The 17,004-nt window shown below is 36.9% G+C and carries 18 protein-coding genes; 5 read left to right on the plus strand and 13 right to left on the minus strand.

The features are described 5' to 3' along the window. Window positions 1-5 precede the first annotated feature (5 nt). The gene (locus CD152_RS05430) at window positions 6-605 is read right to left on the minus strand and encodes a superoxide dismutase (protein ID WP_012657105.1); all 600 of its coding nucleotides are present in this window, start codon (window positions 603-605) and stop codon (window positions 6-8) included. Between the two features lie 132 nt (window positions 606-737). On the opposite strand from CD152_RS05430, the gene CD152_RS05435 reads away from it, so the two are divergent. From CD152_RS05435 to CD152_RS05445, 3 genes are all read left to right on the plus strand, one after another. Beyond that, the gene (locus CD152_RS05435) at window positions 738-1,469 is read left to right on the plus strand and encodes a DUF1189 family protein (RefSeq protein WP_101140307.1); all 732 of its coding nucleotides are present in this window, start codon (window positions 738-740) and stop codon (window positions 1,467-1,469) included. 85 nt (window positions 1,470-1,554) lie between these two features. Then, window positions 1,555-2,661, plus strand: a complete 1,107-nt coding sequence (ispG, locus tag CD152_RS05440) for a flavodoxin-dependent (E)-4-hydroxy-3-methylbut-2-enyl-diphosphate synthase (RefSeq protein WP_174804805.1) — start codon at window positions 1,555-1,557, stop codon at window positions 2,659-2,661. Beyond that, window positions 2,648-3,226, plus strand: coding sequence for a 5' nucleotidase, NT5C type (locus CD152_RS05445; RefSeq protein WP_101140306.1), 579 nt, complete (start codon window positions 2,648-2,650; stop codon window positions 3,224-3,226). The genes ispG and CD152_RS05445 overlap by 14 nt, the downstream gene beginning before the upstream one ends. 22 nt (window positions 3,227-3,248) lie before the next feature. Here the strand turns inward: CD152_RS05445 and CD152_RS05450 are convergent, their stop codons facing one another. From CD152_RS05450 to CD152_RS05470, 5 genes are all read right to left on the minus strand, one after another. Then, entirely contained in the window at window positions 3,249-3,656 is a 408-nt protein-coding gene (locus tag CD152_RS05450; protein WP_101140305.1) for a Fur family transcriptional regulator, read from the minus strand. Next, entirely contained in the window at window positions 3,646-4,491 is an 846-nt protein-coding gene (locus CD152_RS05455) for a metal ABC transporter permease (RefSeq protein ID WP_165980776.1), read from the minus strand. The genes CD152_RS05450 and CD152_RS05455 overlap by 11 nt, the downstream gene beginning before the upstream one ends. Before the next feature lie 2 nt (window positions 4,492-4,493). Further along, complete coding sequence (locus CD152_RS05460) at window positions 4,494-5,264, minus strand: metal ABC transporter ATP-binding protein (protein WP_103214489.1); 771 nt, start codon at window positions 5,262-5,264, stop codon at window positions 4,494-4,496. Window positions 5,265-5,332: 68 nt separating this feature from the next. Continuing rightward, window positions 5,333-6,229 (minus strand): deoxyribonuclease IV, encoded by an 897-nt coding sequence (locus tag CD152_RS05465; RefSeq protein ID WP_103214490.1) that lies wholly within the window; start codon window positions 6,227-6,229, stop codon window positions 5,333-5,335. A 10-nt stretch (window positions 6,230-6,239) separates the two neighbouring features. Beyond that, entirely contained in the window at window positions 6,240-7,568 is a 1,329-nt protein-coding gene (locus CD152_RS05470; RefSeq protein ID WP_086038857.1) for a DEAD/DEAH box helicase, read from the minus strand. Between the two features lie 130 nt (window positions 7,569-7,698). Here CD152_RS05470 and CD152_RS05475 point away from each other — a divergent pair, with 130 nt between their 5' ends. Then, window positions 7,699-8,667: a 4-hydroxy-3-methylbut-2-enyl diphosphate reductase gene (locus CD152_RS05475; RefSeq protein ID WP_103214491.1), complete on the plus strand. Its 969-nt coding sequence runs from the start codon at window positions 7,699-7,701 to the stop codon at window positions 8,665-8,667. Between the two features lie 37 nt (window positions 8,668-8,704). Here the strand turns inward: CD152_RS05475 and CD152_RS05480 are convergent, their stop codons facing one another. The 7 genes from CD152_RS05480 to CD152_RS05510 all read right to left on the minus strand — a co-directional run bounded on the left by CD152_RS05480 (window position 8,705) and on the right by CD152_RS05510 (window position 15,334). After that, complete coding sequence (locus CD152_RS05480) at window positions 8,705-9,787, minus strand: Nif3-like dinuclear metal center hexameric protein (protein WP_101140300.1); 1,083 nt, start codon at window positions 9,785-9,787, stop codon at window positions 8,705-8,707. Next, window positions 9,774-10,460, minus strand: coding sequence for a tRNA (adenine(22)-N(1))-methyltransferase (locus CD152_RS05485; RefSeq protein ID WP_232237453.1), 687 nt, complete (start codon window positions 10,458-10,460; stop codon window positions 9,774-9,776). Before CD152_RS05485 ends, CD152_RS05480 begins: the two co-directional genes overlap by 14 nt. A 75-nt stretch (window positions 10,461-10,535) precedes the next feature. Then, entirely contained in the window at window positions 10,536-10,889 is a 354-nt protein-coding gene (locus CD152_RS05490) for a c-type cytochrome (protein WP_101140298.1), read from the minus strand. An 89-nt stretch (window positions 10,890-10,978) separates the two neighbouring features. After that, window positions 10,979-12,079, minus strand: coding sequence for an RNA polymerase sigma factor RpoD (gene rpoD / locus CD152_RS05495; RefSeq protein WP_012657118.1), 1,101 nt, complete (start codon window positions 12,077-12,079; stop codon window positions 10,979-10,981). Window positions 12,080-12,100: 21 nt separating this feature from the next. After that, window positions 12,101-13,852: a DNA primase gene (dnaG, locus tag CD152_RS05500; protein WP_101153201.1), complete on the minus strand. Its 1,752-nt coding sequence runs from the start codon at window positions 13,850-13,852 to the stop codon at window positions 12,101-12,103. A 13-nt stretch (window positions 13,853-13,865) separates the two neighbouring features. Next, the gene (locus tag CD152_RS05505; RefSeq protein WP_101140297.1) at window positions 13,866-14,681 is read right to left on the minus strand and encodes a pyruvate, water dikinase regulatory protein; all 816 of its coding nucleotides are present in this window, start codon (window positions 14,679-14,681) and stop codon (window positions 13,866-13,868) included. Between the two features lie 11 nt (window positions 14,682-14,692). Beyond that, window positions 14,693-15,334 (minus strand): helix-turn-helix transcriptional regulator, encoded by a 642-nt coding sequence (locus CD152_RS05510; RefSeq protein WP_041636420.1) that lies wholly within the window; start codon window positions 15,332-15,334, stop codon window positions 14,693-14,695. Between the two features lie 274 nt (window positions 15,335-15,608). Here CD152_RS05510 and CD152_RS05515 point away from each other — a divergent pair, with 274 nt between their 5' ends. Next, complete coding sequence (locus CD152_RS05515) at window positions 15,609-16,997, plus strand: glycine--tRNA ligase (protein ID WP_012657122.1); 1,389 nt, start codon at window positions 15,609-15,611, stop codon at window positions 16,995-16,997. Window positions 16,998-17,004 lie beyond the last annotated feature (7 nt).

Consider the following 17,004-nt stretch of genomic DNA (forward strand, 5'->3'; position numbering starts at 1 on the left):
AAACATTACTTAGCTGATAAGTATAATTCGTTTACTTTATCCCAGTTAACAACATTCCAGAATGCTGCGATATAATCCGGACGTTTGTTTTGATAGTTTAAATAGTAAGCATGTTCCCAAACATCTAATCCTAAGATTGGTGTTTTGCCTTCCATTAATGGATTTTCCTGGTTTGGCGTTGAAGTTACTTCAAGCTCTCCGTTATTAACAACTAACCATGCCCAGCCTGAACCGAAGCGCCCAGCTGCAGCATCAGCAAATTCTTGTTTAAATGCATCTAAAGAACCAAATTTTGATTCAATCGCATCAACAACTTCACCTTTCGCTTCTTTACCTGGAGCAAGCAATGTCCAGAACAATGAGTGGTTATAATGACCGCCACCATTATTAACTACAGCAGTTTTCTTGTCTGCAGGAACTTCATCAATTCTCTTCATCAGATCTTCGATAGATACATTCTCAAACTCCGTACCAGCCACTGCATCATTTAATTTCGTTACATAAGTGTTATGATGTTTTGTATGGTGAATCTCCATCGTTTCTTTGTCGATGTGTGGTTCTAATGCATCATATGCGTACTCTAATTTTGGTAGTTCAAATGCCATAATAAATCATCCTCCTGTGTTTTACGAAAAGTATTTACAATTAAATATTATCAATTTTATCGGATGTTCTCAAATAGTTTGCTTATTTTAAGACGATTTCTGATAAAATAATAGAAGTCAGGAGGTAATTCATTGTATATTCAACATCTAATGCGTTTATTCCAGCCAAAACGATACCCTTTATATCGAATCGTCAAAATGAGATATATCTTATTACATATATTGCTACTTTCAATAGCTATGGCTTCGCCAGCAATGATTAATTATTTTAAAACATTTCAAGCTATTAATCAGGTTAGTCATGAGGAACTTTCGGCTATTCCAGATTTTAAAGTTGTAGATGACTCGCTTATCCTTTCACAGGAAAAGCAGATTGAACTGAGTACTCTCACTTTATTATTCACTGAAAAAAATGTAGAGCCTTTGTCAAATTTTATCATTTTAGATAAGGATGAGATTTTAATCAGTAAAAGCTCACGTATCAAATATTCAAATATCAACATGTTCCAGGATAAGGAGACATTGATTCAGTTTCTTAAAACATTTACAGACTCGATTTATTTTTATTTCCTCATCCTGTCAATACTGATAATCAGTTCTCAATATGTTATTACTATTTTGAAGATTATCATCATAAGTATAGTCAGCCATATCGTATCAAATATTTTAAACAAGAAATCACGCTATATGAACTGGTTGAAAATCAATACATTCTTGCTTACACTGCCTACTTTAATATTATTGTCGGCCATTATCCTGAAATCTGTCGTCTTAACAATAGCTTCATGGATTGTTTTGATAATACTTAACTTAATAACCATCAAGAATCTACCGAAAAACAAGCATAAAGCTAAACAAATTTGATTTCCAACTATATAATAGAAGTGTTATTCTAGTAAGGATAGTAATTAATAAGTTTAAATTATGAAGGAGAATTATAATGCCTGAAATTACACATAGAAAAAATACACGCCCGGTTAAAGTCGGCGATCTTACTATTGGGGGTTCAAACGAACTTGTAATCCAAAGTATGACAACAACGAAGACACATGATGTTGAAGCTACAGTTGCAGAGATCAAACGTCTTGAAGAAGCGGGATGCCAGATTGTCCGTGTAGCCTGTCCTAAAGAAGAAGATGCACTTGCAATCGCAGAGATTAAAAAACAAATTAATATTCCATTAGTCGTCGATATTCATTTCGACTATAAACTTGCATTACTCGCAATTGAAGGTGGTGCGGATAAAATCCGTATTAATCCGGGAAATATCGGTCGTCGTGAAAAAGTTGAAGAAGTTGTAAAAGCTTGTAAAGCGAAGGGCATTCCGATTCGTATCGGAGTAAACGCAGGTTCACTTGAGAAACATATATTAAAAAAATATGGTTATCCTACAGCAGATGGTATGGTGGAAAGTGCATTGCATCATATTAAAATATTAGAAGACCTGGATTTCCATGATATTATCGTTTCGATGAAAGCAAGTGATGTTAACTTAGCGATTGAGGCCTATACAAAAGCTGCGCAAGCATTTGATTATCCACTACATTTAGGTATCACAGAGAGCGGGACATTATTTGCCGGGACAGTAAAATCAGCCGCAGGTCTCGGTGCAATTATGAGTTTAGGTATTGGTAACACGTTGCGTATTTCATTATCAGCAGATCCCGTAGAAGAAGTTAAAGTAGCGAGAGAACTATTGAAATCTTTCGGTCTGGCAAGTAACGCAGCAACGCTTATTTCATGTCCGACTTGTGGTCGAATTGAAATCGACTTAATTTCAATTGCCAACGAAGTTGAAGAATATATTTCAACGATCAAAGCACCACTCAAAGTCGCAGTTTTAGGATGTGCTGTAAATGGTCCTGGTGAAGCACGTGAAGCAGATATCGGTATTGCTGGTGCGCGTGGTGAAGGTCTGTTATTTATGAAAGGTAAAACGGTAAGAAAAGTGCCCGAAGAAACAATGGTTGAAGAATTGAAGATGGAAATCGATAAACTTGCTGAAGAATACTTTAAAAAACAGGAAGCAGAAAAATTAGCAAATGCAGAAAAATAAAATAAGATTCGGTATTGATATCGATGGTACTGTTACTTGTCCGACAGCACTTGTGCCATACCTTCAGAAATCCTTTAATCCAGACTTTAAGTACGAAGATATTACTGCATACGAACTAACAACTGTATTAGGTATTAGCAGTGATGAAGTTGCACAGTGGTTTGAAGAAAATGAACGTGCTTTATATAAAGATTCGCCTGTGCATAAAGATGCGGACTTAATATTAAGACAATGGTCAGAAGAATTTGAGCTGTTCTTCATCAGTGCAAGACACACCTTACTTACTGATATTACTTATGACTGGTTCGATAGACATAATATCCCCTATCACCATATCGAACTTACAGGATCGCATAATAAAGTTGAGACGGCGCGCAATCTAAAAGTTGATGCTTTCTTTGAAGATAAACTTGATAATGCGCTTGATATTCAACAGGCGCTTGATATTCCGGTCTACCTGTTCGATACACCATACAATCAGGCAGAGTTACCTGAAGATGTGTTTCGTGTGCACTCCTGGATTGAAACGAATCGACTTATTCAACAACATTTTAATACAAAATAAAAAAGATGCTTCGGCATCTTTTTTATTTGCATTTTTCACATAATCCATAGAGTTCAATTTTATGACTTTCTATTTCAACATCTGGAAGTTCATCCTTAAATATTTCAATTGGACAATGTTCCACAACACGCGTATCTCCACATTGTCTGCAGATAAAGTGATGGTGATGATGATGACTACAGGCAAGTCTGAACTTTTTCTCTCCTTCTAACTCAGTTGTTTCTATAATCCCTAATGATTCAAATAGATGTAGGTTGCGATAAATCGTGTCAAATGAAATACCAGGATATTTATCGTTCAGAGCTTGCTGCATCTGTTTAGCGTTTAAATATTTACTATTATCATGCAGAAGAGTAATCATATCTTTTCTTTTGTCAGTATACTTGTGACCATTATTCTTCAATATTTGTATTGCATCATTAATTTCCATTTAAACTACCTGCTTTTTCTTTATTTTTCTTGATTATAATCGATAATATCAAAATCGCTACAAGTAACATGACAATAACACCGCCTGGCGTTATATCAAGATAGAATGCTGTTACTAAACCAGCAATAACAGCAAATTCACCGATGACGACACTCCATACCATCAGTTCTTTATAACTTCTTGTCAGTCGCATGGCACTAGCGACAGGTAACGTAATTAAACTAGATACTAGCAGTATTCCCACGACACGCATAGATGCAGAGATAACAAGCGCGACCATAAGCATAAACAAAATATGTACATACCTTGGCACGCCAATAATCGAAGCATATTCTTCATCAAATGAAAGGATGAATAATTCTTTGTACAGCAGTCCAATAAACAACACTACGACTATAAAAATAGAAAAGATGACTACAACATCATTGAACGTTACAGCACTGATACTTCCAAATAAATAGCCGAATAAATCCTGATTGAAACCATCTGCAAAAGAAATAAATATAACACTCAATCCGATACCAAGACTCATAATTATCGGAATTGCAAGCTCCTGATAATGTTTATAGACACTTCGTAATCTTTCGATCATAAGTGAACCTGCAATTGAAAATAATATCCCCGTCCATACAGGATTAATCGTAAATGCCAATACTTTAGTCAATAACATACCAAATGCGATACCACCAAGTGTAACATGACTGAGTGCATCCGCTATTAATGAAAGTCTTCTGACAACGATAAAAGTTCCTATTAATGGTGCAAGTAATCCAATCAGGATTCCAGATATAAATGAATAACGAATAAAGTCAAATTCTATTAGCGCATCAATCAGACTCATAAACAGCACTCCCTATCATGTCCACTATGATCGATGAACTGTACAGGATGACCATAAATTTTAGAAATTTCTACTTCGTCAAGCGATTTAAATTGATGTGTTGTTCCATGGAAATGCAGATGTTCGTTGAGACAAGCGACTTGTGTTGCTGTATCAACAACTACACCAATATCATGGGAGACAAGTAGAATTGTGATACCTTCTTGTTTCAGCTGTTCAAGTAACGCATAGAATTCCGCCACATTTTTTGCATCAATCCCTACTGTCGGTTCATCGAGCACAAGCACCGATGGATTTGATATCAAGGCTCGCGCGATATATACACGCTGCTGTTGTCCACCAGAAAGATCAGATATATTTTTATCTTTTAGCTGATCAATATGGAGACGTCTTAAAATGTCATCCACTTTTTTATGATCATTCTTGTCAAATCTTTTAAACATAGGTTTTATCTGTATTAAACCGCTTCTTACAACTTCAAAAACATTTGCCGGGAAACCTGAATTTCCTGCATTTGATTTTTGTGACACGTAACCAATGCCCGTACGATTCTTTAGTTTACGAATGTCCGTACCATTCATCAGAATACTGCCCTCTTGCAAATTCAAAATACCAAGCATCAGTTTCAGCAAAGTAGATTTCCCAGACCCATTCGGACCTACAATTGCCAGAAAATCACCTTGATAAACACTAATATTGATATGGGATAACGCTTTCTTATCTGGATAACTGTAAGATACATCTTTAATTTCAAATACGGGTTCCATATCCTCATCCTTCTATAAACAAAAACAAGCATTAATCATAGATTAATCCCTGTTTCTATTGTCAAATTCTACTGCAATTTAATCTTTTCTAATAATTCAGGATTAAAAGTTCTACTTTTAATCATATCGATTTCAAATTTATAAGGCGGCTTTTTATTTTTCTTATCGTCACCAACTTGAACGTAAGGAGTTTCTAGAATCTTAGGAATATTTTCAAACGCTTCATGATAAACGAGTTTTGTTAATGCATCAAAACCAATATTTCCAAAACCAAAGTTTTCATGTCTATCTTTTCTTGCTCCTATAACATTTTTACTGTCGTTCACATGTACAACTTTTATACGTTCTAATCCAACGATGTCATCAAATTCCTGTAATACTCCATCTAAGTCATTGATAATATCATATCCTGCATCATGTGTATGGCATGTATCAAAACATACAGACAGTCGTTCATTATGTGTTACACCTGAAATAATTTCGGCAAGCTCTTCAAATGATTTACCACATTCAGAGCCTTTACCAGCCATTGTTTCAAGTGCAATACGCACGTCGTTATTATTTGATAAAACTTCATTCAAGCCTTCGATGATCTTCTTAATACCGGCTTCTTCCCCAGCTCCCACATGTGCACCTGGATGCAGCACAATATCTTTTGCACCAAGTGCTTCGGTACGCTCAATTTCCTTTTGTAAAAATTCAACACCTAAAGCAAATACTTCAGGTTTTACTGTATTTGCAATATTGATAATATAGGGTGCGTGGACAACAATATTTGATAAACCATTTTCTTTCATATGTGCCTGTCCTGCTTCAATATTTAAGTCTTCGATTGCTTTACGTCGTGTATTTTGAGGTGCACCTGTATAAATCATAAACGTTGAAGCACCGTAGCTTGCTGCCTCTTCTGAAGCCTGCAGGAGCATTTTCTTTCCGCTCATTGAAACATGTGATCCGATTAACATAAGTTTCACCTTAACCTTTTCTGTTCTGCTTGTTTACACGTTTAGAGTGTGCTTTCTTTTCATTGCGTTTAATCTTATCTAATTCATATCTGAACTTCTTTTTATAACCTGGTTTTACCTTCTTTTTCTTCTTCACTTTATGAACTAAAGATTTTTCAATATTATCTTCTTTTTTCTGACGACTTCTACGCTCAGTACGATCTTTAATTTCTGTGAGTTCTCCGTTTTTAATATCCGAATGAATAAATGAGAAGCCTTTTTTCTCGATCTGATTAATTAAATCTTCTTCATCTGGCGTGTATAGCGTGATTGCTACACCAGTGTAATTACCGCGTCCTGTACGACCTACACGATGTGTGAAGAAATCGATATCTTTTGGAATATCATAGTTAAACACATGACTTACACCTTCAATATCAATACCTCGGCTTGCAAGATCACTCGCTATAATATATTGGAATTCTAAGTTCTTGACGCGTTTCATCATCTGGATACGTTCACGAGGTGCCAGCCCTCCATGCATGATACCAACTTTCAATCCTTGATCCTGCAGAAATTCAGCAAGTTCATCTGCACGATCACGACTATTTGCAAAGATAATCGCTAAATACGGATTACATGTGTTCATAACGCTCACTAGCTTTTCTTTTTTATCGTTACTCTTTGTCGGGACAAGGTAGAACGTAATATTCTTATTCGTCTTACTATCTGGTTCGATTTCGATAAATTCCGGCTTTGATAAATATTTGTTTAAAAATGGATGTAATGCTTTAGGAATCGTTGCTGAAAAGACAGCAATCTGAGCATCGCGTGATACGTTCGCAGCAATTTTATCAACTGTCGGTAAGAATCCAAGATCGATCATTAAATCCGCTTCATCAACCACTACTGCATTTGCCAAATGAATATGCAGTACATTTTCCTCCGCTAGATCCTTGATACGGTTTGGTGTACCAATTACGATTTGTGGCTGTACTTTTGATTTCTGTATATCTTTATTCTTATCCGTTCCTCCAATGTAAAGCCCTGCTTTAATACCTTCTGTAAAGGAAATAAGATGTTCACTTGCATCATATAATTGTTTTGCAAGTTCACGTGTCGGTGCTAGAATAATCACTTGCGGCTGAATTAAATCTTTATCAATTTTATTGATTAACGGCAACAGGAATGCATGTGATTTACCTGTACCAGTTTGAGATTGTCCGATTAAATGTGTTTCTTTTTTTAATTTTGGAATAACTCTTCTCTGGATTTCTGTGGGCTGGTTGAAATTTAGATCCTTCACCGCTTCTATTAAATATGGTGCAAGTTCAAAATGTTCAAATGGGTGTTTGTCCATCATAATCCTCCTCTTTTTCTTCATCTAATGTATTATATAGGAAACATTACTAAAAAGAAAGTAAACATTTTTAAAACCCTATTATAAATGGTATGATGATAGTACTGATTCATGAATTGGAGGCACAACAATGGAAATCATTAAAATTACACCTCGTGGCTATTGTTATGGCGTAGTCGATGCAATGGTCATCGCACGTAACGCATCCTTAGACAAGACCCTACCACGTCCTATTTATATACTTGGTATGATCGTTCATAATAAACATGTCACAGATGCATTTGAAAGTGACGGCATTATTACATTGGATGGTCCTAACCGACTTGAAATCTTAGAACAGATTGAAACTGGAACAGTTATCTTCACAGCACATGGTGTAAGTCCAGAAGTAAAACGTCGTGCAAAAGAAAAAGGCCTTGTCTGTATCGATGCCACTTGCCCAGATGTTGAAAATACACATACATTGATTCGTCGTAAGAAAGCTGACGGCTATCATGTCATCTATATCGGTAAGAAAGGTCACCCTGAACCTGAAGGAGCAGTGGGTGTTGCTCCAGATATCGTTCACCTTGTAGAAAACAAACAGGATATCGAACAATTACCAGAATCATTAAATGATCAGAAACTCATTGTAACAAACCAAACAACAATGAGTCAGTGGGATGTTAAACATCTGATGGAAGACTTAGAAGAGAAGTTTCCGCACATTGAAGTGCATAAAGAAATATGTCTTGCAACACAAGTAAGACAGGAAGCCGTTGCTAATCAGGCTCCAAGTGCGGATGTTCTGATCGTTGTCGGTGACCCTAAAAGTAATAACTCTAACAGACTCGCACAAGTTTCAAAAGAAATCGCACATACTGAAGCCTATCGTATTTCAGATATCAGTGAATTAAAGCTAGAGTGGCTTGAGGGAAAATCAACGATTGCAGTTACAGCAGGAGCTTCCACACCTACACCGATTGTTAAAGAAGTGATCGACTATATTAAAAGCTATGATCCACTAAATATTACTCCCATACCTGAAACGTCTGGTGTACCAGTTGACAAGATCTTACCTAAAATTAAAAACGCAGCCCCTGTCAAAATATTAGATTAACAAAAGCGCCATCGTCAGTAGACGATGGCACTTTTGTTTATATTTCATTAAACGGATTAGTATTTGTCGTTGATGCGACAACTGTAATTTCAGGTATCAGGCCATCAATTATCGCTTTTAGCCCTTCTCTCATTACATATTCACTGTAATGACCGATATCAATTGCAATCTGCCCTTTCATCAGTAGATCTTGTGCTTCATGGTACTTGATATCCCCAGTTAAAAACACATCAGCTCGTCCTGCAATTTGATCCATATATGATACGCCGGCACCACCTATAATAGATATTGACGCAATCTGGGCATTTAAATTACCAATTACTTTAACATACGGAATATCAAGCTTTTCTTTTAAGATTTCAGCAAGCTCGTGAACCTTCATTTCTTTAATCCTACCGATAGTCCCCGTACCATAATCTGCCTGAACGTCATATTCAAATATATCATATGCAGGCGTTTCATACGGGTGTACATCCATAATGACTTTCTCTACCTGCTGTCTTATTTGAGGTTCAAACACACACTCAATCTTCATTTCCTGTTCGTAATGGATTTCACCATTCTTACCTACAAATGGATTTGCACTTGATAATGGCATAAATTCTCCTGTACCTTCTGTCGTATAGAAGCAATGCGCATATTCTCCGATTTGTCCGGCACCAATTTGCGCTAATGCATCTTTCATTTGCGCGACATGATCATTCGGTACAAACAACTGTAATTTACAAAACTTTCTAGATTCGCGTAACAGAATCGTCTGATCCTTCAACCCAATTTGTTTACCGATCATATAACTCACACCATATTTGTAGTTATCTAAATTTGTATGCATCGCAATCACTTGAATATCATGCTTAATTGCACGGCGCATGACATTGCCGTATCCTCTGGCATTAATTTGTTTGATGCCACTAAAAATAAGCGGGTGGTGACAAATAATTGTATTGATACCAAGCGTAATTGCTTCATCGATAACCTCCTCTGTACAGTCTAATGTTGTCAGAACCCCTGTTACTTCTGTCGATTCGTCTCCAATTAACAGGCCGACATTGTCCCAGGATTCCGCTGTGTACTTTGGAATTTCATTATGAATAATCTGCTGTAATTCACAAATTTTCAATGTTTAAGACCTCCTTTAAAGTTTCAATATCATTCAGTAGCTGTGATGCTTTTTCAGAGTGTCTTTCTTCTGATTTTATCGATTCATATACTGTTTTCAGATGATGATACTCACGTAGCCACTTCTCCTTAAAGACATCGTCCTTTTTATTTAATAACACCGGACCAAACTTTAATTCTCTTTCATTATATACTACGTCGTTATTGTTTCGTTCAGCAACAATAATTTCATACACGTGCTTACGCTCTTTCATAATGACTTCATCTTTTATTATGTAGCCTAATGCCATCAACCTGCGCCTAACAGCTTCTGTATGAATATTACTTTGCAGTATAAGTGTCGGATAATGGGTAAGTTTTTCTTTACCTTTGTTTAAAATCTCACTGATTAATGGGCCACCCATACCACAAATGGTAATGCAGTCTACTTCATTGGGCTCAATTACATCAAGGCCGTCTCCAAGTCTGACGTCTATCTTGCTGTCTAGTGCATACTTCTTTACATTTTCTACTGCTGCCATGAATGGGCCCTTTACAACTTCACCTGCAACAGCACTTTTTACTTTGCCTTGTTCTACTGCATATATCGGAAGATAAGCATGATCTGAACCAATATCTGCTAATCTCTCATGATTGATATATGTTGCAACTGTCAGTAATCTGTTATTTATCATCACGTTTATCCTTTCATTTCATCCATTTAAAAGAGGATGAGACAACGTTGTCCCATCCTCTCATATTGCAAATTATTATTTAGCACCATCTTTAAGATACTTAACTAAAGTATCTAGATCTTTATCAGAAATTGTTGCTTCATCATGTGCTGGCATCGCACCTTTACCTTCACGGATAACTTTCTTTAAAGCACCTGCGTCTTTAGAGTTCCCCGCTAATTTAGGACCCATACCGCCTTCTAAGTTTTGCCCATGACAAGAAGTACAGTTGTCTTTAGCAAATGTTTTTGCATCAAATTTCTGTTCAGTTTTAGCACCGTCTTCGCTTTCTTCTTCCCCTTTGTTTGCACCGTGTGCTGACATAAAGAAAATAAGACCTACACCCATAAGCATAATAAGTATAAACGGTATCACTGGATTACGATTCATTCAATTAACCTCCCTTTAAATTCACCATATACATATCTATTTTATATTAAAAAGTAGGATTGTCAAAGACTTTTCACAATTTAATTTAATTAATCCATAAAATCTTTTAAACGTTTACTTCGTGATGGATGACGTAATTTTCTGAGTGCTTTTGCTTCTATCTGTCTGATACGTTCACGTGTTACGCCAAAGACCTTACCAACTTCCTCAAGCGTGCGTGTACGGCCATCATCAAGTCCAAATCTTAAGCGCAGGACATTTTCTTCTCTATCCGTCAGAGTATCAAGTACGTCTTCTAACTGTTCTTTCAGAAGTTCATAAGCTGCATGATCTGCGGGACTTTGTGCATCCTGATCCTCAATGAAATCACCAAGATGGCTGTCATCTTCTTCTCCAATCGGTGTTTCAAGAGAAACTGGTTCCTGAGCAATCTTCAAGATCTCTCTTACTTTTTCAGCTGGTAGATCCATTTCTTCTCCGATCTCTTCTGGAGAAGGATCACGGCCTAAATCTTGCAGTAACTGACGTTGTACACGAATTAATTTATTGATTGTTTCTACCATATGAACTGGAATTCGAATTGTACGCGCCTGGTCAGCGATTGCACGTGTTATCGCCTGACGAATCCACCACGTTGCATAAGTCGAAAATTTAAAGCCTTTTGTAAAGTCAAATTTCTCAACCGCTTTTATTAGTCCCATATTTCCTTCCTGAATCAAGTCAAGAAACAGCATACCACGGCCAACGTAACGCTTCGCAATACTAACTACAAGACGTAAGTTTGCTTCTGCAAGTCTCGCTTTCGCCTCTTCGTCACCTTGTTCAATACGTTTCGCAAGTTCAATTTCTTCTTCTGCACTTAATAAATTTACACGACCAATTTCTTTTAAATACATACGTACAGGGTCATTAATCTTAACACCCGGTGGTGCTGAAAGATCATTTAAATTAATCTTGTCGTCCGTATCTTGTGCATCTTTTTCATTAATTAATGTAATATCATTCTCAGCAATCGCTTCAAAGAATTCATCCATATGATCAGAATCCATTTCGAAGTTCTGCAATTTATCAGCAATCTCTTCATGACTGAGATGACCATTCTTCTTACCAGTCTCTATCAATTGTGCTTTAACCTGGTCAATTGTTAATAATACATCATCTTTAGTTTTTTTCATTTCTTTTTTGGTCATAATATTAACCCCCTGTAGAATCTACTGTTTCTTTTGTCGTTGTAAATTAATAATTTCACGCATAAGCTGCGCACGTTTTTCATGATTCTCTGTACTTACAGCATCACTAAGTTGTGCCTTTAACGATTGCAGCTGCTCTATTTCTTTCGGTTCCTGCTGAAAGACATAGAGATAATCATTGACTTCTTCAATAGAAGGCTCATGATTTACGAGCATAGCATCAATTTTCAGACAAGTTTCATGGCATTCATGTGGGACATGTGATGAGAACTTACTTAACATAAATGTCTCTTCTATTTTATAGTACCCACTTAAAGCTTTATAAATCATCTGATGAACTTTGACGCTAAAATGTTCTTCTGTAATCTGATCTTTAAACTGCATAAACAGCATACGATCATTCATAAAATATTTGAGCACAGTACGCTCCGCTAGCATTGGTCGTGAGAGTACCTCACTTTCAAATGTCGGCATACGCGCTTGTATTCTATTATCCTTCTGTACTTTGAATTTTAAGCTGTCAAAGTCTACATTAAACAATTCAGTGATTTCGTGCAATACTTTTTTCTGTAAATGCTCGGAATTCATTAGTTTAGCATCTTCGATAATGTTATTCAAATGTTTTTCATAGGCAAGATCATTATTCTTAATTTCATCAAGATAATGACGCATATAAAAGCTCACATAAGTAAGCTTATTATGATTAAAATAACTTAAAAATTTATCCGTTCCAAGTTCTGTAATCATTTCATCCGGATCGTACCCTTTTTTCATCGGTACAACAAATACATTCATTCCTTCTTGATTTAACTGCTTACCAATTTTGAGCGTTGCTTCGATACCCGCTCGGTCGCCATCGTACATCAGTGTAATATTTGATGCCAGTTTCTTCAGCTGCAGGATATGCTCACGGCTAAGTGCTGTGCCCATCGTTGCAATCGCATTTAATATTCCTGCTTCATTAAGCTTAAGGACATCCATAAATCCTTCCAGTAAAATCACTTCATCTTGATTACGAATTGGTTTTCTTGCAACATCGATATGATAAAGTACATTTCTTTTTTGGAAAATTAATGTTTCCGGACTGTTTAGATACTTTGGTTCGCTCCCATCAATCGAGCGTGCCGAAAAGCCGATGACTTTACCACGGAAGTCCTTGATAGGAAACATGATACGGTTTCTAAAACGATCGAAGTAGGAAATCGTTTCTTCATTACGGCTTAGTAAACCTGCGTCATATGCAAGCGCCTCATCATAACCTTTATTCTTTAAATAATCACGGGTGAATGTTGACACGTTGGGACTATAACCTATTTTCTCACGTGCAATCTGTTCATCTGTAAAGCCTCTTGAATACAAGTATTTAAGCGCTGGCTCAGCTTGTTCAATCGCCTTAAGCACATAGTTATAATAGTGCGCCATCGCCTCATGCATCGCAATCATCTTGTTCTGTTCATTATCTGCTTGAGGCGTATCGTCGTCAGTCTTAACTTCTATCCCTGTACGCTCACCTAGTATTTTTACCGCCTCTATAAAGCTTATGGCTTCAATCTGTTCTATAAACTGAAAGACGTTCCCGCCTTTTTTACAGCCGAAGCAGTGGCAAATCTGTTTTTCTACCGAGACAGAAAACGAAGGGGTCTTTTCATCATGAAAGGGACATAAACCAATATAGTTTCGTCCCCTTTTTTCTAACTTCACATATTGACTGACAACGTCCAATATATCGTTCTTCTGTTGAATTTCATGAATTAGCTCTGGCTCTATATGCAAATTATGCACCTCTTTAACGTTGATTCTCAGTTATAATCTTAATAATTTCGTTTGCTGTTTCTTCTATCGCTTTATTTGATACATCGATCACCTTACATCCAATTCTATCGACAATCGAATGGAAATAGTCAAGTTCTTCATGAATACGGTCATCCTTAGCATAGTTTGCATCATTCTTTAACCCAAGTTGAGCGAGACGTTCCACTCTTATCTTGTTTAACTTAGCTGGATCAATTTTTAGTGCGATGCACTTGGATGGATCTATATCAAACAGCTGCTCAGGCGGATCAACTTCGGGTACAAGTGGCACGTTCATCACCTTATATCGCTTATGTGCTAAGTATTGACTTAGTGGCGTCTTAGATGTACGCGAGACACCTATCAGCACGATATCTGCTTTAGCTAAGCCGCGCACGTCTCTTCCATCATCGTATTTTACGGCAAATTCAATGGCTTCTATTTTCTTGAAATAATCTTCATCTAACTTATGTACGATACCTGGTTCATTTAAGGGATGCTCATCTAGAGCATCAACCAGCACTGTCATCAAAGGACCCATTATATCGACACTCTTAATATTAAAAGCCTCAAGCTGCTGCTGCATGTACTTTCTAATCGCTGGTTTAACAAGTGTATAGACAACTATCGATTCTTGTTCCTTTGACAGATTAATAACTTCATCAATATTCTCGGTCGTCTCGATATAAGGTAATCGTATTGTTTCAATCACATTATTCAGCAGATTAAATTGAGATATACATGCTTTCGTAACGAGTTCTGCGGTCTCTCCTACAGAATCCGATGCGATGATTAATCTAATTTCTTTCATAAATTTATCCCCTATTCATCCTCAATTAGTGATACAAAGGCACGCGTAATCGTTGTCTTAGTAATACGTCCTGTCACTTCATAATGTTGTCCTGACTTCTGTACAACTGGTAACGAATCAATCTGTTTCTCTATCAATAGATTTGCTGCATATATGAGTAGATCATCCTGTACACATACAGAAATATTTGGCATACGGGACATAAAGACATTTACCGGCAGATTATGAATCTCTTGATTACCCATCGATGCACGGAGCAGATCTTTACGAGAACAGACACCGACAAGATGATTTGCATGATTTGTCACAAACAGCGTACCTACATCCTCCAGAAACATCGTACAAATTGCATCATAAGCTGAGATGTCTTCGTGGATAACGACCGGTATGGACTGGAAATCTTTTACCTTAAACTTCTTAATAGAAGCTGATAAGAGCTGTGTGCTGGACTTACCCGTGTAAAAGTAACCCACTCGTGGCCTCGCATCTAAGTAGCCAGCCATAGTCAGAATTGCTAAATCTGGTCTTAATGTTGCTCGTGTCAAACTTAACTTCTCAGCAATTTTCTCTCCAGTAATGGGGCCATTATTTTTTACAATCTGTATTATCTTTTCCTGTCTTTTATTCAGTTCTATCGTAAACACCCCAAACATGCACAATTTATTAACTTTATTATACCCATCAACCGCAATTTTTACAAATAACCTGTCTAACATCTTGAGTCTCATGAAGAAAGATGATATATTCATATTAAGCGAGTTAAGGGTGGTGTGAGCTTAACAGAACAATTGGCGCAGTATCACAACTTAACATTTATAAAAGTGAGTAAACACTAATTTGGGTGGAACCGCGGGTTTATATACTCGTCCCAAGGCTTAATTGCCTTGGGACTTTTTTGTTTACTCTAAATTAATAGGAGGTCATATTATGGCAGAAAAAAACATGGAAACAATTGTTAATCTTGCAAAGCACAGAGGATTTGTCTTTCCTGGTAGTGAAATCTACGGCGGACTTGCAAACACTTGGGATTACGGTCCGTTAGGTGTGGAGCTTAAAAACAATGTAAAACGTGCATGGTGGCAAAAGTTCGTTCAGCAATCACCTTATAATGTAGGTCTTGATGCTGCGATTCTGATGAACCCAAAAACTTGGGAAGCAAGTGGTCACTTATCTAACTTTAACGACCCTATGATCGATAACAAAGATTCTAAGATTCGTTATCGTGCAGATAAATTAATTGAAGATTATATGCACGCACAAGGGGATGAACACTTTATCGCTGACGGTATGAGCTTTGATGAAATGAAACAGTTCATCGATGAAAAAGGTATCGTTTGTCCTGTTTCAGGTACAGCAAACTGGACCGAAATTCGTCAATTCAATTTAATGTTCAAAACATTCCAGGGTGTTACTGAATCATCTACAAATGAAATTTTCCTGCGTCCTGAAACAGCACAAGGTATATTTGTAAACTATAAGAATGTTCAACGCTCAATGCGTAAGAAACTCCCATTCGGTATTGCACAAGTAGGTAAATCATTCCGTAATGAAATCACACCAGGTAACTTTATCTTCAGAACGCGAGAATTCGAACAGATGGAATTAGAATTCTTCTGTAAACCAGGGACAGAAATTGAATGGCAGGAATACTGGAAGAATTTTGCCGCGAAATGGCTGAAAGATTTAGGCATTAAAGAAGAGAACACAAAACTTCGTGACCATGATGAAGACGAATTATCTCACTACTCTAATGCCACAACAGATATCGAATATAAATTCCCATTTGGCTGGGGTGAATTATGGGGTATTGCAAGCCGTACAGACTTCGACTTAAAAGCGCATATGGCAGCAAGTGGAGATGACTTCAGCTATCATGATCAGGAAACGAACGAAAAATATGTACCTTACTGTATCGAACCATCACTTGGTGCAGATCGTGTGACATTAGCATTTTTATGTGATGCTTATGAAGAAGAAACACTTGAAGGCGGAGATTCTCGTACAGTGATGCGTTTCCACCCGGCACTCGCACCTTACAAAGCTGCAATCCTGCCGTTAAGTAAAAAGCTGTCACCAGATGCGATGAAAGTTTATGAAGCATTAAGTGCTGACTTTGCTATTGATTTTGATGAAAGTCAGTCAATTGGTAAACGTTACAGAAGACAAGACGAAATCGGTACACCATTCTGTATCACATTTGACTTTGATTCGTTAGAAGATAATCAAGTTACTGTTCGTGACCGTGACACGATGGAACAAGTACGTATGCCAATTAGCGAAGTGAAAGCATTTTTAGATGAAAAAATTAAATTTTAAAATGATA

Source organism: Macrococcoides caseolyticum (genome assembly GCF_002902665.1).
GTDB classification, from domain to species: Bacteria; Bacillota; Bacilli; order Staphylococcales; family Staphylococcaceae; genus Macrococcoides; species Macrococcoides caseolyticum.

What these genes read in the sequence shown, in the direction of transcription:
- CD152_RS05505 (WP_101140297.1), bottom strand. Translation starts at nt 14,681, where the DNA reads ATGAAAGAAATTAGATTAATCATCGCATCGGATTCTGTAGGAGAGACC.
- CD152_RS05490 (WP_101140298.1), bottom strand. Translation starts at nt 10,889, where the DNA reads ATGAATCGTAATCCAGTGATACCGTTTATACTTATTATGCTTATGGGT.
- rpoD (WP_012657118.1), bottom strand. Translation starts at nt 12,079, where the DNA reads ATGACCAAAAAAGAAATGAAAAAAACTAAAGATGATGTATTATTAACA.
- CD152_RS05470 (WP_086038857.1), bottom strand. Translation starts at nt 7,568, where the DNA reads ATGGACAAACACCCATTTGAACATTTTGAACTTGCACCATATTTAATA.
- CD152_RS05515 (WP_012657122.1), top strand. Translation starts at nt 15,609, where the DNA reads ATGGCAGAAAAAAACATGGAAACAATTGTTAATCTTGCAAAGCACAGA.
- CD152_RS05485 (WP_232237453.1), bottom strand. Translation starts at nt 10,460, where the DNA reads ATGATAAATAACAGATTACTGACAGTTGCAACATATATCAATCATGAG.
- CD152_RS05430 (WP_012657105.1), bottom strand. Translation starts at nt 605, where the DNA reads ATGGCATTTGAACTACCAAAATTAGAGTACGCATATGATGCATTAGAA.
- CD152_RS05450 (WP_101140305.1), bottom strand. Translation starts at nt 3,656, where the DNA reads ATGGAAATTAATGATGCAATACAAATATTGAAGAATAATGGTCACAAG.
- CD152_RS05510 (WP_041636420.1), bottom strand. Translation starts at nt 15,334, where the DNA reads ATGTTTGGGGTGTTTACGATAGAACTGAATAAAAGACAGGAAAAGATA.
- CD152_RS05465 (WP_103214490.1), bottom strand. Translation starts at nt 6,229, where the DNA reads ATGTTAATCGGATCACATGTTTCAATGAGCGGAAAGAAAATGCTCCTG.
- CD152_RS05445 (WP_101140306.1), top strand. Translation starts at nt 2,648, where the DNA reads ATGCAGAAAAATAAAATAAGATTCGGTATTGATATCGATGGTACTGTT.
- CD152_RS05475 (WP_103214491.1), top strand. Translation starts at nt 7,699, where the DNA reads ATGGAAATCATTAAAATTACACCTCGTGGCTATTGTTATGGCGTAGTC.
- CD152_RS05460 (WP_103214489.1), bottom strand. Translation starts at nt 5,264, where the DNA reads ATGGAACCCGTATTTGAAATTAAAGATGTATCTTACAGTTATCCAGAT.